The sequence below is a fragment of the Leptospira sarikeiensis genome, assembly GCF_004769615.1.
GTDB lineage: Bacteria > Spirochaetota > Leptospiria > Leptospirales > Leptospiraceae > Leptospira_B > Leptospira_B sarikeiensis.
This window is the reverse complement of the sequence record NZ_RQGF01000008.1, coordinates 174,639-189,588: the sequence shown is the minus strand read 5'-3', so window position 1 is coordinate 189,588 and position 14,950 is coordinate 174,639. Positions and strand designations below refer to the sequence as shown.

The following is a 14,950-nucleotide window of genomic DNA, read 5'->3' as shown; positions in this document are numbered from 1 at the left end:
TGGTAACACATTGAGTCGAGTGATACTAATAGCTCGTGAGGCTTGACCATATTACGAAATGAAAGTAATAACCTTGAGTAAGACTTACTTCTTACTTAAGGTTGGTAACAACGCCAAGTGGGCATCGTAAGATGCCCCGCATGAACATCCATATGATGATCAGCAACAGTGAGATATTCGCAAGTTATAGGACCTAAAGGTCCTGCAGCCGACAATAGTCGACTGTAGTGTGTTTAAGAATAACACTCCAAAAGCCAGAGTTAACACTCTGGCTTTTTTATTATCCGCACCCTCCAGTTGAATAGCGACTTCGTTTTTACTTTGTAAGACGAAGAGATGGAACGAGAAAATAATAATCTGTAATATTACAAAGTGCTAACGTTGTGTATTGTGCTAAAGGCAATTTTTGATGTTTCTCATAGAGGGAATTTGCTAATAACCTTCTATATCCCAAATATTATATTCGATCCTATTAATAACTTCATTTGAATATTGCGAAAATTTAATTTTTGCCATAGATGCTTTCAATATTCATTGAGATTTGTCTTTAAGCTAAATTTTCTGTATATACTTAAGTAAAATACATCTCGAGAATTTCTTTGGATCATTCATGTTTAAAATTTTATAAGATTGTGACGGTTATCGTTTTCTTCTTTGCATTTGGAAATTGTACAAAGGATACATCGATCCCATTACTATTTGGAGCATCATCTTCGAATGGTTCCTATAAAGGGATCCAAGGTATATACTTGATTGATCAAGAGGGAAAAAAATATCCAAGTGGTTCTACATATTCCTTTGGAAATTCTTATGAATATACCTCAAGTCCTGTCCAAAACTTTACAATAGCTTGTGATTGTCCGGATTCTGAGTTCGTAAATTTAACGGGGAACCCGATCATTGATGTTGCAGGTTTACATCTTGATCAATTTATGTTTCCCGGAATTTTACCTTCTTATGGCGAGACAATTTCCGAAAATAATCCATCGAATGTAGAGATTAGTTTTTTACCTAGTAGCTTAGGAGTTAAAACAGCAAAACTGATTATCCCAACAAACGATCCGAATATTGGATCCTATATTCTGAATTTAGTTGGGACAGGTAAAAATTTTGCCGCTCCTAGATTTCAAGTAACTGAAGAAGGTGAAAATACTTATATCGGGGGTAGGATTAATTTTGTTACTTCTCCTGGACAAAGTATAACAAGGACTTTTGTTGTTTCTAATACTGGTGAAAAAGAGTTAACAGTGAATTTGGAAGATCCATATTCAGATCATATCGGATTTACTTGGTCGGAAACAAATTTAACGATTGCGCCAGGCAAAAAAAAGAAATTCACAACGACCTATAACTATAGTCCCACTGGCTTTCTATATTATGGGATAACTCTTCGGTTTACTACGAACGATCCAAACTCTCCCATCTTCGACCATTTTTATGGAGCATTCTCCGTTGCTACACCTGCTCCTGCCGTAGATATTTCTTATGGAAATGAGAATGGAATGATCGATGTAAGGGGGTCCGGCGCTGTTGTTCAAGTAGGAAATGCTGAACCTGGGAAAACCTCTTCCGCTTTGGTATTCACTATGAAGAATACAGGGAACGCGAATTTAGATTTTTCTCAAGGCACATTTAGTTTAAGCGGGGACAATCAAAACGAATTCGTGGTTATCCCTCCTACCCAAGCCATCTTGGCTCCAGGAGAAAAGACAACCTTTAGTGTAAGATTGAAGCCGAACTCTGTTGGATTTAAGATTGCTCTGTTAACTTTTGAATATGCGACTAGATATGCTGACGATCCGTATCCTTACCCCTTCAACATTACTCTTCTCGGAGGGGGAGGTAAGAAGGATGTTTATGTTACCTGGCCCATTTCCAGAAACAAAGAGGTGAACACTTATAAAGGAGGTCACACTGTCTGCTATAAGAAAGGATCCAGCTTTTCTGCGGAGACTGATCCTGGAACAAAATGTGAAGACGTGCTGAATTGGGAATCGTTTGCTTATGCACCTACATTTACAAAATTATATAAACTTTCCAAAGGAACTTGGTATGTTCGTATAAAATCATTTGTGAATCGTTCTCCATACGGCCTTTGGAAATCTGAGTTTTCTCCAGTGCAAACGGTAGTTATTCCATGAAATTATATATGAAGAACCGCTTTTTTATTTACTCTTTATTTTTCTGCTTTTTAGGTTTCGCATTAGTTAGTGGACTTTATTCTCAAAGTAAAGGTATACATGCTCTAGATCTATTTAAATCTGTTTGGTATGCTAACGGAACAGAAAGTAATAGCTCACACTGGAAAGGAGCATATTCATCTTCTCAAAAAATTTTTTATCATCCAACGGAAATTCTAGTCAAGTTTAGAAATAATTCCGGGAATTCAGTAAAGTCGTACGTTGCAAATAGTTTTAGCGCGAAGGTCGAAGATTTTCAAGTTTCAAACAATGGGCTTTCGTTAGTTTCCATTCGTGAGGGATCTTCGATCGAAGAAGCGGTTCAGGAATTTTCAGAACATCCTGATGTAGAATTTGCTCAACCGAATTATATTTATACTGCGAGTATTATCCCGAACGATCCTCTCTTTTCAAATCAATGGGGTTTTCGTAATATAGGGCAAACAATATCAAATTCCGTTTATGTAACGAATAACCCACCAGGAAGCACCGGAAATGATATGGGACTTGCCGAGGCTTGTGAGAATTTTGAGAAAACTTGTAATCAAACTACCGTCGCAGTTTTAGATTCTGGGATCAATTATAATCACCAAGATCTGAATTATTGGAGTTCATCGGAATGTTTTTCCGAGCAAGGAGTTTCGCTAGGAGCTTGTTCATACGGCTGGGATTTCGTAGAGAACGACGGCAACCCAATGGACTTCAATGGTCATGGAACTCATGTTGCAGGTATCATTGGTGCAAAGGGAAATAACGGACTTGGAGGAACAGGTGTCTGTTGGGGAGCGCCAGTTATGGCTGTCCGAGTATTAGATGGAAATGGGATAGGTTCTACGTCCTCTGTTGTAAAGGGAATACAATTTGCAGTTCGTAATGGAGCGAAAGTTTTAAACCTAAGCCTTGCAGGATCTAATTATGATGAGGCTTTACGTTCTGCAATTGCTGAAGCCGGTTCTAAATATGATGCATTAATTGTAGTTGCTGCTGGAAACGAGAATGCTAATCTAAAAGATTCCAATTCATATCCTTGTGAATTCTCTGAATCAAATTTGCTTTGTATCGCCGCTTTAGACCAAGCCTATCAATTGGGAAGTTTCTCCAATTACGATACTTCTCGAAAAAGTGTAGATTTAGCTGCTCCTGGAACAAATATTCAAAACGTATGGGCAGGAGCTGAATCGGACGCATTTGCGAGTTCTGAATTTTCAGATTGGACTTATCAAAATGTTTCTGGAACTCCATTTGGATATTTATCTTGTTTAGTATCTGTAGAGGGCGAACCAGCCTCATCTTATACCAGTTTGCTACTACCAAATAATTGTAATATACCTCTTGCGGGAAAAACAGCAGGTGCTTATCTTCCATCCACTCTTTCTCGTGTTTATAAGTCTGTGCCGATTAGCTCTTCTGCTGATAAGGTAATCGCGGAAATGGTTTTGACTGTTGATTCTCTTCGAGATTATGATTCTCTAAATTTCTTTTACGGGATCAATTCATCCGCTCCCTTCTTGGAACCGAACGGAAAAATGATCTCTTATATAAGCGGAGAGATGAATGGGAAGTTATTACCTTTGACTTTACCTTTAAACGATTGTGTCGGCCAAAGTAGATGTACATTTGGATTTGAATTTTCCTCAGGACCTTATACGGGAAAGTCTGGAGTAGCTGTTATTGGGATTAGCTTAAATACATTTGATAAAGATGTATTGAATGTGTATAAAGTATTAAACGGGACTTCTATGGCTGCGCCGCATGTGGCCGGACTTGCAGCTCTGATCCGTTCTTATAATCCCGAATTTAATTATAAGGACACGATAAATGCTCTTACTACGGGGGGTAGGGCGGTCCCTGATTTGGCTAATAAGACTAAATACGGGAAAGCTGCCGAAGCAGTCGGTTCCTTCAAATATTTAATCCCACCAGAAGAGATTAAAATTGTATTACCTTAATGTATTGTATACAAAAGCCAGAGAAAGATCCCTGGCTTCTTATTTTAAAATTATATAATATTCTTTAATCTAAGGACGGACCTTCCACAGATCATTTTGGAATTCGTTATTTCCATTTGAATCTATACCCATTCCGCCAAAGATCCAGATATTTCCTTTTGAGTCTGTCCATCCGCTAGATCCGTAACGACCTCCGGGATAATAGTCTGTTCCTGCTTTTCCTTTTGGCCCAAAATTTCCAGCCTGAGTGATCAAATCCGTTCCACCTTTCCAGGTCCATTTTTTTCCGTCGAAAATCCAGAGATCGTTTAGTTGCCCCGAGTCGCCGGCAGAGTCTACCCCTTGCCCGCCAAAAATCCAAATCTTACCATTTGGAAGTTTTCCTCCGATTGCGCTATATCGACCCCCGATACTATTACTAGATTTGGTTATATTCTTTTTACCATAAACTCCCGTTTGATCCGACAAGTTAGAACCACCTTTCCAAGTCCAGTTTGTACCATCGAATTTCCAGAGATCATTCAACTGTCCTGCATCATCATAGCTCGCTCCACCGAATAACCAAAGATTGTCGGAAGAATCGACCCAGGATACTGCCTTCCCTCTGGAAGAAGGAATATTGCTGGCAGAAGTAATATTGATCGTTCCCCAATTTCCATCTCCAGGGCCCCCTATTGTTTTCTTTCCAGCTACCCAGGTCCAATTGGCTCCATCAAATTTCCAGAGGTCTTGCATCACTGAGGTAGAGCCGAACGATTCATCGAGGCCGGCATTCGCTCCGAATATCCATGCAGTATCGGAAGAATCTATCCATCCAACGGCACCTTGTCTTCCTCCAGGAAAATTCGCAGAGTTGGCGACACCTTGTGTGCCATAGACTCCGTTTGTATTCTTAGTATTTGGCCCAGCTACCCAAGTCCAATTTGTTCCGTCGAATTTCCAAAGATCACTAAAACAATCGGAACTGTTTATGCTACTGCAACCCCCGAAAAGCCAAAGATTTCCGGAAGAATCCACCCAAGTAGTTCCACTCATCCTTGCACCCGGATCATTTCCTGAATTCGTTACACCTTTAGTCCCGTAAGCTCCTGCTGAATTTACACTATTCGATCCTCTCACCCAAGTCCAATTTTCACCGTCGAATTTCCATAGATCATTCAATCGTCCGAAACCAGTTGCCGCGTCTCTTCCTTGTCCACCGAAGAGCCAAAGATTATTGGATGAATCCACCCATTGCATTGAGTCTTGGCGTCCTCCTGGGAAATTTGCAGGATCGGCTACACCTTTTGTTCCGTAGACAGGTAGGCCGTAGCCACCGCCGAGAATATCCGATGATCTTCCGCTCATCCAAGTCCATGTGGTTGGCAGTTCGGTGGATCCGCCAAGCAAAGCTAATAGACCGAGAGAGTTGTTGCCACCTCCATCCGAACAAGCGGATAAGAAAAACATTATTAAAATTGAATATAGAAATTTGCGCTTCCGTTTTAAGAAATTCACTAGGACGTCCCAAAATTTAAATTATAGGGAATTGTACCTATATTTTGGGAAATTTCTATTCGTACTAATACTTATGTTGAAGAGGCAAATTGGTAGTTATACGAATTTATACGCCTGTAAGAAAGTTAAACGATCGGTAAAAAGAACTGGGACCTTATTCGATCTGCAGAAAATGTCCCATTTAATAAGAAGTAAATTTAAGGGCCGACTACCACACTACCAATGTCTGCCACGTTGATCTCAACGACTCCTATGATTTGCCCCGCCCGCAAGTCCGGAAACCATACATTATAAACATTATCAGAGACTCGATAAATAACTCGAGCCTTTCCTGGAGTAAAACCACTTACGTTAAAACCATCTGAATAGTTAGGAAAGCAGTCATCTATATAAAGATTATCCCAGGTACCGTGTTCGCCACCTGAAATTGTAATATTCGCACCATCTTTACTTCCATAGAAGGTTATGTTTACTTGATTACAGCCGCCTGAAAATGGGAGAGTTCCTGAAACCGTATAATTTCCGCTATTCCCTGCCATAAAGTTTACAGGTGTGCTCGGAAAACTCATCCAACTGATCGGCTCGATTACTAAAGGTGCTTCGCCTGATGAACCACCTAATAACGCGAGTAAGCTTGAGTTTTGATCCTCGCGACCCTGTCCATCTAACTTGTTCTTATATAGAAGCGCCATCCCACAATTGGTATAACTAGATAGGCAAATGGAGATTATAAAGAGAATTTGAATGAATTGTTTTAGCATTTAAATGGCGATTCGGAAAATCTAAGACCGTTTATAATACTTACCAGACCAAAGAACAAGAGATTTTTATGAAGACAGAACAGTCTAAGTAAGAAAACTTAATAAAGAAATGGATCCGGTCCATTTTATATATATAAATACTCGGGAGATTTTCGTGCTAGATTGGATTAAAAATTGGGTCTCAAATCGTACAACGATCCATCAAGGAAAGGAGCTTTTCGCCTCAATTGAAAAAGGCGACAGGCAGGGATTTCGCAAGATCCTGGATCATATCAAAGCAAAAACAGGTCTTAAAGAATGTACGAAAGGGATGCTCGGCTTTTGTGCTTCCGAGATCCAAGACCCGTTCTATTTGGAGACGTTACTCAATATGGGAGTGGACCCGAATATTCCGGATGCCGCTGGGATCTTTCCCCTTCATAAAGCAGTAGAGAACGGTAAATTCGAACCTGTTCAAATTTTATTGGAACATGGGGCTGATCCGAATGTTGCGGATCCTAAAGGAGTTACCCCTTTACATATTTCTTATAGTTATGATGGGTTAGGCGATATCTCGGATCTACTTTTGGCAAAAGGAGCCAATCCGGATCAAAGAGATAATATAGGCAAAAGATATCTAATGTAGAATCCTACAAGTGGGTCTAACGTAAAGTGAATCGTTTCATTCTTTTTTGTTAATCATGTTCACTTATATAAGCCGGATTGCTTTAAGCTTGCGGAAAGAAAGATGATAAAAAGGGAGAAAAGAACAAGGAAAATGCTCTTCTCCCTTCTATCAAATTTTTATAATTCTTATAATTACTTTCTTTCCGTATCGGAAGTTAAATCCGTACTAAAATATCCAGTCTGATCTAACTTCAAAAAAATAGCACCATTCGGGATTGAATATACTACTTTGAAAGCCGTGGATTCACCCGGAGAAAGCCAACCGGAACTAGTACTTGCTCTGTCCGTATCTCGGGACATTGGGGTTCCAAACTCACATGCAACCATTGCCGCTGCGAATAGGTTACCGCTTATATTAGGGAATACCGGTTTACCCGAATAGGTAGAAACCGGATGATTTACTGCAGACGGAATTTCCACTATAAGCTTCATTTGTGGAAAGCCTTGGAGAAATCCTTCTTTGTCGAATTGTTCCGGGTTGGCCTGATAAGCAGCTTTGATATTTGGGTTCCTAGAAAGAATATAATTAAAATTGAATTCTTTTAATTTGTTATTACATACTTGATAGAATTTGTATTTTTGAGATACGTTCTTAACTCGAATTTCGGCAATGTAGAAATCCTTTCCCCACCAATTCCCTCGAACGTCACGATAAAGTCCAAAATCCGCCAATTGGATTTCCCAATCTTTAGAATCATTTTTTACGTTAGAAGCACGGTAATATGGTGCACGAATATCTAAACTCATACAACTCGTAAGAAGTAAAAGTGCTGCAATTTGAAGTAATATCTTACTTTTCATTGCGCTAATATATTTTTTATTTTCATTCTTTCAATAAATTTTTAAGAAACTACTACTTTGACAATCTCTCCTCTCTTTGGAATAAAGTTTCTGATTCGAATCGGATTAATTGTGTAGGACTTCCAACTTCTGGTCGAAGGTTTTGGGCGGCTCGCTCGCGAAATGCTCGCGACCGCGCTGCTACGTGCTTCGCTATCGCTTCGGTCGCATTCGCGACTTCCACTTCGCATCGCTGCCGCATACAAAATACTTTTCTATCATTCAATTTCTGGCGGATCGATATCTTACAAGAACTCGGTTTCTTTACTTGTATCCAAAATTTAATAATCGTATCTGAAATTTTAGGATCTTTACTCGTTTCGACTTATCCTATTTCCTTAGATGAAGAATATATTATTCTTTCGAAAAGGGATCATTTTTAGTTTATTCCTCTTAGTTTTATCCTGCAATAGAGAGCCTGGCTTTTCGTATTCTGTTCAAATTATTGATCAAGATCAAAAAGAAGAAATTCATTCCTTGGCAAAATGGGCAACGGAAGAACAATTTCAAACGAGCGGTTCTAAAATTCGAACAAACGCGATTTTGGTCTCTAAAAATGGGAAGATCGTTTTGGAGGCCTATTCTTCCGGATTCGATGCCGAAACACTTCATCCGACTTGGTCGATCAGTAAATTTTTACTGAATGGTGCTGTAGGCAATGCAATTTCTATCGGAAAACTGGATCTTGAAAAACCGGTAAAACAGTACCTAAAAAATTCTCCCATTCATCCCAACGAAGAATTAAAAGTGAAACATCTCCTTTTCTTCGCATCAGGACTCGACTGGAAGGAAAGATACGAGTGGAGCCCTTTTAATTCGGATATTCTAGAAATATTATACGGAGAAGGGAATTCGGATATTACGGAATATATATCTAAATTAAATTTTTCAAATATACCAGGAACAGCTATTTCTTACTCGAGTGGAGATTCGAATCTATTATCCGCGGTCCTTAATTCGGTAGATCCTGATTATTCCAATTCTTTATTCCGTAAATATGGCATTCATTCCTATATTTGGGAAAAAGATCCGAAGGGTGTACCAATTGCTTCTTCCTATGCTTATTTATCCGCAAGAGATCTTTCTAAAATAGGACATATATATTTAGAAGAAGGATGGGGGAGTGCTTCCGGTATTTTTCCGAAGAATTGGGTTCGGGAAACATTTCGCTATTACGATCCTAAGATTGAAAGGCCTTGGTACACAAAATTGATCCGTCTTCCGATTTTAGGAGGCCATGTTTATCTCAATCGTTCGAATACGAAAACGGATGATCTTTATTATCCTCAAATTTCTTCGGATTCTTTTTTTGCTTCGGGGCATTGGGGGCAGTTTTTAGTGGTCGATCCTAAATCGAAATTAGTCATCGTACGTTTCGGGAACGATCGTGGAGGCAGATTTCCTATGGGAGAATTTTTGACTAAATTAACGAAGGTCCTCGAAGACGAAAAATATATGGATAAATAAAATGAATCGATTTATAAAATTCTTATGTATTTCCTTTTTCATTTCGTTAGTATTAATTCTCTCTTTATATTCCATTTTAAATTGGAGAATTTTGCCGGACAAATTAGGCAAAATATATCCTTCTTTTGCAGCCAAGGAAGGCTGCTCTTGTCTATTTGTAGCCAAAGGTTCCGAAGAATATTGTAAGGATTATGTGAAACAGTTTTTTAAACCGGATGAATGGATTGCCGGGAAAAACTTTCTATCTATAAAATTTTCTACATCGTTTTCGGATTTTCACGTAAAGGCAGTATATAGGCCAAAGCTAGGATGCAATTTGGGACCTATTCCCTGATTAAAATAACCCGAATATTTAAGTTTTAAAAGAGCCGGCCTACTTAATCCATTTCTAAGAGTTTCTTCAATTTTCTGATATTCTTATTTTCCGGATCGATCTCTTCTGCAGACTTTGTGAAGCCAATTGCTTCTTCTCTATTTCCTAAAAGACGATTTAGATCGGACAGATGGACTAAATTTTGTACATTCATAGGCTGCATTTGATTCACCATCATCGCTGCTTCCAAGGATTGAGCTAAATTGCCGATCCGCTTTTCTGCGATCGATAAATAATACCAAAGTTCCGCGGTATCAGGATCTTGAGCTAGATATTTGCTGAGCACTTTTACAGCTAAAGGATAATCTTTTTCTTTGAAAGAGATCAATCCCAGAAGTTTATTCAACTTCTGATTGCTTGCGTCTGTTGCATAAGCATCTAATAGAATGGAGATTGCCTTCTGAGCTTCTCCATTGCGATAGAGTTCTTTTCCTTCTTTATAAAGGTTTTGCAATACCACTCTATCTGCAAATTCGTTTCCATCATCTCTTTGTTCGATCGATGGAGCGTTTGTTTCTTGAAAGCCGATCCGTAAGATGGAAAGATCGTCGATTACTTCTCCGATATTTCGTATATTTTTTTCTATATTTTTAATATCTCCGTCTGAATTTTCCACCACTTCTAAGAATACGTTTTCGTCTTCGTTGATGATCCGTTTTCCATTATGATGGGATAGCAACAGATCGTCTCTTCCGTCAGACGCCAAGATAATTAGATCTCCAGGCAGAAGTTGGAATTTTTTCACCTTAAATTCAAACTCGGAATCTAACCCTAATTTACGAAGTTCTAATGTATCTTCTATAAAGGAAGCTTTTCCGTCCCTGTAGAGAACTGAAAAAGGGTGCTCTGCATTCCAATAGAACATCTCCCCGCTTTCATCGTCAATGAGTGCGACAGTTGCGGATATAACCATGGTCCCGTCAAAACTTTTGAATACGGAATGGATCTCGTTATAAGCTTCAGTTAGCCATTCTGCTGCAGTTTTATTTAATACTCTTTTATTAGCAGCGGAACGGGCCATGATGGAATTCATTACGACCCCCATCACAAGAGAACCTCCGGCACCTTGCATGGATTTCCCCATTGCATCCCCGTTCATTGCCATGGTGTATTTTTTATAATGATCCGGAGTTCCCAGTCTTAGATTTCCGGTTAAGCAGATATCTCCTCCCAATTCTCCTTGTTTATTTCGGAATTCGAAATATTTCTTTTGGCGGATCAGAAAGTTCGTATTAACTTTCGATGATTTGTTTGCATTATAGAAGAGAGGTTTTGCTAAGAGAGAAGTTAAGAAATAGTCCCCATCCTGTTGTATTTTAAGACGTTGGACCTCCTCCATTTTTTCCTGCACTTCTTTTGTACGTTCTTCTACCTTCTCTTCTAGGTGATCTGCGTGTTCTTGTAATTGTTCTCTTGCAACTCGTATAGAATCTACCATGGAGTTAAAGGAGAGAGAAAGGAATCCTATCTCGTCCATAGTTTTTATCCGAACGTTAACGTTTAAATCTCCGTGATTTACTTTTTCAACTCCGGATAGAAGATTGTTTAGAGGGTCGATTAAACTAACTCTTAGTAGGATCGGAAAGGCTACTAAAATGAAAAAAGTGGTCCCGAAGATGATCAAAATTAACCAACGTGCCACGTCATGGATGATCTGTCTGAATTCTATGTATGCAAACCCTACTTCGTATCTGGTTTGCCCTAATTCAAAATCATAATGGATAAAAAAATCTCCCGCGACTCTAAAAAGCCTGGATCCTAGAGGTAATTCGGTCTCTTTCATTTCTTTTAGGGAAATTTCCTCTAGTTCCGGATCGGATTTTCCCTTATGTTTTCTTCTGATCTTCTCTACTGATTCTCTGAGAAGTTGATTTTTATAATACTTCTCTCCTTCCTTCAGAGTATTTTGGTTCAATCCATCCTTAGAATATAAGATCTCATATTTATGATCGAATATGCCTGTCCCGACAGGGCGTGAAATGACGTATTTCACGTTTGGAGGAAAATTAGAGTCCCCGTTCCTGATCTCGGTTTTTACCGAGTTCATCTCCACTAAGTCTTCTTTTTCTATGGATCTATCTGTGGAGAATAGAGTGATGTAACTGATCGCACCAAGAGCAAGAACCACTGTGACGACCGCACTTGAAAGGATCTTGACCATGAAGCTTGTCGGTTCGGGAGAATGATTTAAATAAGCGGTCTGAATGAAAAATATCGTAACTACAGATAAAATAAAATAGGTGATCGCATAAGTATCGTAGGATAAAACTCCTGATTTATTCAGTACATTATTATAAGCATTTACGATATTCAATATTACAGTGAATAAAAATGCTCTTAACGCAATTCCTTCTTTCCCCGCAGGAAGAAGGACTCTCATAAAATTTAATGGGAGGAAAATTGCGACCTTTGTTGCGATTTTTAAAGGTAAGGGTAAAGAGTTGGAGCCTATATTCCATTTTAAAAAGATCCCGGAATAACGGGAGAAATGTATCGTCTTCCTGATCAGTATAATCGTGCTAATAATAAAACAGAGTAATATTGCAAAGCTTGCTTCTTTACCAAAGTCGAAACTGTAATGATGTGCCGTGAATAAATATATCTTCTCTTTGCCATATGTCTTTATTATAAAATGGATCCATGCTCCAAGGGCGATGAAAAGGGAAAGTGGGATAACTACTTTAGATTCTTTAGGATAAATGTTTCTGGGAAAATGATAACAAAAGCCTATAAAACCTACGATCCCGAATATCACGAAAACTGTAAGATATCTATGATAGGCTGCGAATGGGTGAAACGCCGAATAGGATAAGAAATATCCCAAGAACATGATCCCGTATCCCCAATACATTAAAATTAAATAATATGTAGGGAGGCTTCTGCTCTTTTTGAAGATGAGGAATCCTGAAAGAACGAAGGTTAAAAGGAATAAAGAGAAAACTCCGCTAGCGTGATGTGAGAATAAGATGGAGTCGACCATATCGGACTTGTTAGGTTTTGCATAAATGGGTAATTGTCAAGAGGATTCCATCTATCTTCATAAATTGATGGAATGTAAGATATAGTTCCTAGCTTTTTTATCGAGCATTTGATCGACAAAAATAATTTTAAGATCAAGTCGAATGCTGCCTATTACAAATTCGAAATTCGTTTCAAATTTGTTTCGGATTCTGTGTTAAATGACGTGCTGCACTAAGTCTTTAGGATTATGGAGCTGATTCGACTTTCTTATATTAGGTGAGATGAGATAAATTTTTTCGTAACGATTGCTCGGTCTTAAACAACAAATAACTTGTTTAAGACCGAGATCTTAGTTTAGTTCAACCAGACTTTCTTATTTTCTTCTGCATATTGATCAAAACTGATCGGTTCTTTACCGGTGATCTCCTTTACCGTATTTAAAATAGGAGATGCGTGACCTTCTTTTAAGGCTCCGGCAATAAATACCATAAAACTTGCATAGTCTTCGGGGAGTCCCGCTTCTAAGAGTCCGCTTTTGAAAGTTTCCGGGCTAATGTCTTCATAACCTATCTTCAACCCGGTATGTTTTGAGATCTTATCAGCAACTTCTCCATGAGTGATCGCTTCCTTGCCGGTTAAAGTAAGTCCTTTTCCATTGAATGAGTCATCAAGCAGAACGGAGACAACGGAAGAGGCGATATCGTCAGCATGAATGAAGCTTGTTTTTGCATCTCCAGCAGGGAAGTAGATCTTCTTATCCTTTAATATGCTTGAGATCCAATATGTTTGGAAGTTTTGCATAAACCAATTCGGACGAAGGATCGTATAACTTAATCCTGAGTTTTCTAAGCTTAATTCCAATTTTCTGAACGGAGCCTCAGGAGGAGCAAAGTCCACTCCCATTGCGGACATTAAAACCGTTTTTTTCAATTTTACGGATTTGGCTTTTTCAAACCAAGGATTCAGGACGGAATATTGATCCGTATATCCAGGAGGAGAAAGGAAGAAGGCTCTTTCAACTTTTTCTAAAATTTCCAAACCTTTGTTCGGTTGTGTCGCATCTGCGAATACCCAATGTAGTCCGTTTGATTTTTTTCCTTCTTCCGGTTTCCTTGTGCCTGCGTATACCTCGTGTCCTAAGTCCAAAAGTTTTTTGATCACCAAACCGGAAATATGGCCTGTTCCGGCGTAAACGAATACTTTCATATATATTTCTCCTTGTATAAATAATAGTAGCTCGGAATTAAAAAATAGGCTATGTCCCAGGATCTAAAAAACATATCCAAAAGTATAATTGAATCGACTTTTAGATATGTTGGAATATATTATAAGAATGGATCTATTATCTGAAATACTGACTAATGCGGCTTGGAAAGCAGATCTTCTGGCCAGAACATCCGTTTATAAAGCTTGGGGGCTTCGTTTTCCTTGTAGCAAGAGTGGAGGCTTTCATATAATTTCTCAGGGTTCTTGTTTTGCAAGATTGAAGGGAAAGTTGATCCAGTTGGAAAAGGGAGATATATTATTCGTAGCGAAAGGGCTGGACCACGAGCTTGTATATTCTCCAAAAGATAAAGTGATGGACATTACCAAGTTTCATGAAATGTCCCAAAAAGAAAATAAGGCAAACAGACCTCCTTTAACTACTTTCGTTTCAGTGCGTTACGAGGTTCCTGAAACTCCTCAGCATCCGTTCTTTATGGAAATTCCCGAATATATTTTAGTCCGTTCTTCTGATATACTTGCTCATCATCCACTCAATGCCACCCAGATCCTAATTTCTCAGGAGCTAGATTCTGGGATAGGATCCGATCTTATTCTTCAAAGATTGACGGATATACTATTATATTACGTAATTCGCCATTGGTTGGAAATCCATCCTAGTTCTTCCCCTGGATGGAGAAGCGCTTTTAAAGACGAAAAGATCCTAAGCGCTTTGGAAGTTTTACATCGTAGGATCTCCTACCCATGGACTTTAGAAAAACTTTCGAAATCCGTAGGAGTTTCCAGAGCTTCGATCGCGAATCGTTTTAGGGAAGTTTTAGGTTGTACTCCCATGGATTATCTGGCTAAACTTAGAATGGATAAAGGTAAGGTCTTAATGGCGGACGCGAATTCCACTTTAGAGGAAGTTGCTCGGACCGTAGGTTATTCTTCTGCATTCGCTTTCTCAAAAGCATACAAGAGAATTCACGGACTTTCTCCAAGGAATGACGAACAGGAAAAGATCGGAGCTTGAGAGAGGATTATTTTCTA

Annotated in this window: 10 protein-coding genes; 5 read left to right on the top strand and 5 right to left on the bottom strand. The window is 38.9% G+C overall.

The annotated features are described in order from the left end of the window. The first annotated feature begins 632 nt into the window (after window positions 1-632). Both EHQ64_RS03095 and EHQ64_RS03090 read left to right on the top strand, forming a co-directional pair. Window positions 633-2,141 (top strand): choice-of-anchor D domain-containing protein, encoded by a 1,509-nt coding sequence (locus EHQ64_RS03095; protein WP_135648033.1) that lies wholly within the window; start codon window positions 633-635, stop codon window positions 2,139-2,141. Window positions 2,142-2,149: 8 nt separating this feature from the next. Next, window positions 2,150-4,129: a S8 family serine peptidase gene (locus tag EHQ64_RS03090; RefSeq protein ID WP_167882341.1), complete on the top strand. Its 1,980-nt coding sequence runs from the start codon at window positions 2,150-2,152 to the stop codon at window positions 4,127-4,129. 69 nt (window positions 4,130-4,198) lie between these two features. Here EHQ64_RS03090 and EHQ64_RS03085 read toward each other — a convergent pair whose 3' ends face one another. Together EHQ64_RS03085 and EHQ64_RS03080 are read right to left on the bottom strand one after the other, a co-directional pair. Next, window positions 4,199-5,476 carry a Kelch repeat-containing protein gene (locus tag EHQ64_RS03085; protein WP_246048558.1) on the bottom strand — a complete coding sequence of 426 codons (1,278 nt, stop codon included), beginning with the start codon at window positions 5,474-5,476 and terminating at the stop codon, window positions 4,199-4,201. Between the two features lie 347 nt (window positions 5,477-5,823). Further along, window positions 5,824-6,318, bottom strand: a complete 495-nt coding sequence (locus EHQ64_RS03080) for a hypothetical protein (RefSeq protein WP_135648030.1) — start codon at window positions 6,316-6,318, stop codon at window positions 5,824-5,826. Window positions 6,319-6,541: 223 nt separating this feature from the next. Here EHQ64_RS03080 and EHQ64_RS03075 point away from each other — a divergent pair, with 223 nt between their 5' ends. After that, the gene (locus EHQ64_RS03075; protein ID WP_135648029.1) at window positions 6,542-7,012 is read left to right on the top strand and encodes an ankyrin repeat domain-containing protein; all 471 of its coding nucleotides are present in this window, start codon (window positions 6,542-6,544) and stop codon (window positions 7,010-7,012) included. A 173-nt stretch (window positions 7,013-7,185) separates the two neighbouring features. On the opposite strand, the gene EHQ64_RS03070 is transcribed toward EHQ64_RS03075, so the two are convergent. Then, the gene (locus tag EHQ64_RS03070) at window positions 7,186-7,854 is read right to left on the bottom strand and encodes a hypothetical protein (RefSeq protein ID WP_135648028.1); all 669 of its coding nucleotides are present in this window, start codon (window positions 7,852-7,854) and stop codon (window positions 7,186-7,188) included. 381 nt (window positions 7,855-8,235) lie between these two features. On the opposite strand from EHQ64_RS03070, the gene EHQ64_RS03065 reads away from it, so the two are divergent. After that, the gene (locus EHQ64_RS03065) at window positions 8,236-9,360 is read left to right on the top strand and encodes a serine hydrolase domain-containing protein (RefSeq protein WP_135648027.1); all 1,125 of its coding nucleotides are present in this window, start codon (window positions 8,236-8,238) and stop codon (window positions 9,358-9,360) included. Window positions 9,361-9,737: 377 nt separating this feature from the next. Here EHQ64_RS03065 and EHQ64_RS03055 read toward each other — a convergent pair whose 3' ends face one another. After that, on the bottom strand, window positions 9,738-12,713 hold the full coding sequence (locus EHQ64_RS03055) for a SpoIIE family protein phosphatase (protein WP_135648026.1): 2,976 nt from the start codon (window positions 12,711-12,713) through the stop codon (window positions 9,738-9,740). Window positions 12,714-13,048: 335 nt separating this feature from the next. Beyond that, window positions 13,049-13,900, bottom strand: a complete 852-nt coding sequence (locus tag EHQ64_RS03050; protein WP_135648025.1) for an NmrA family NAD(P)-binding protein — start codon at window positions 13,898-13,900, stop codon at window positions 13,049-13,051. A 127-nt stretch (window positions 13,901-14,027) separates the two neighbouring features. Between EHQ64_RS03050 and EHQ64_RS03045 the strand changes: the two genes are divergently transcribed. Beyond that, entirely contained in the window at window positions 14,028-14,933 is a 906-nt protein-coding gene (locus tag EHQ64_RS03045; protein ID WP_135648048.1) for an AraC family transcriptional regulator, read from the top strand. The last annotated feature ends 17 nt before the right edge of the window (window positions 14,934-14,950 follow it).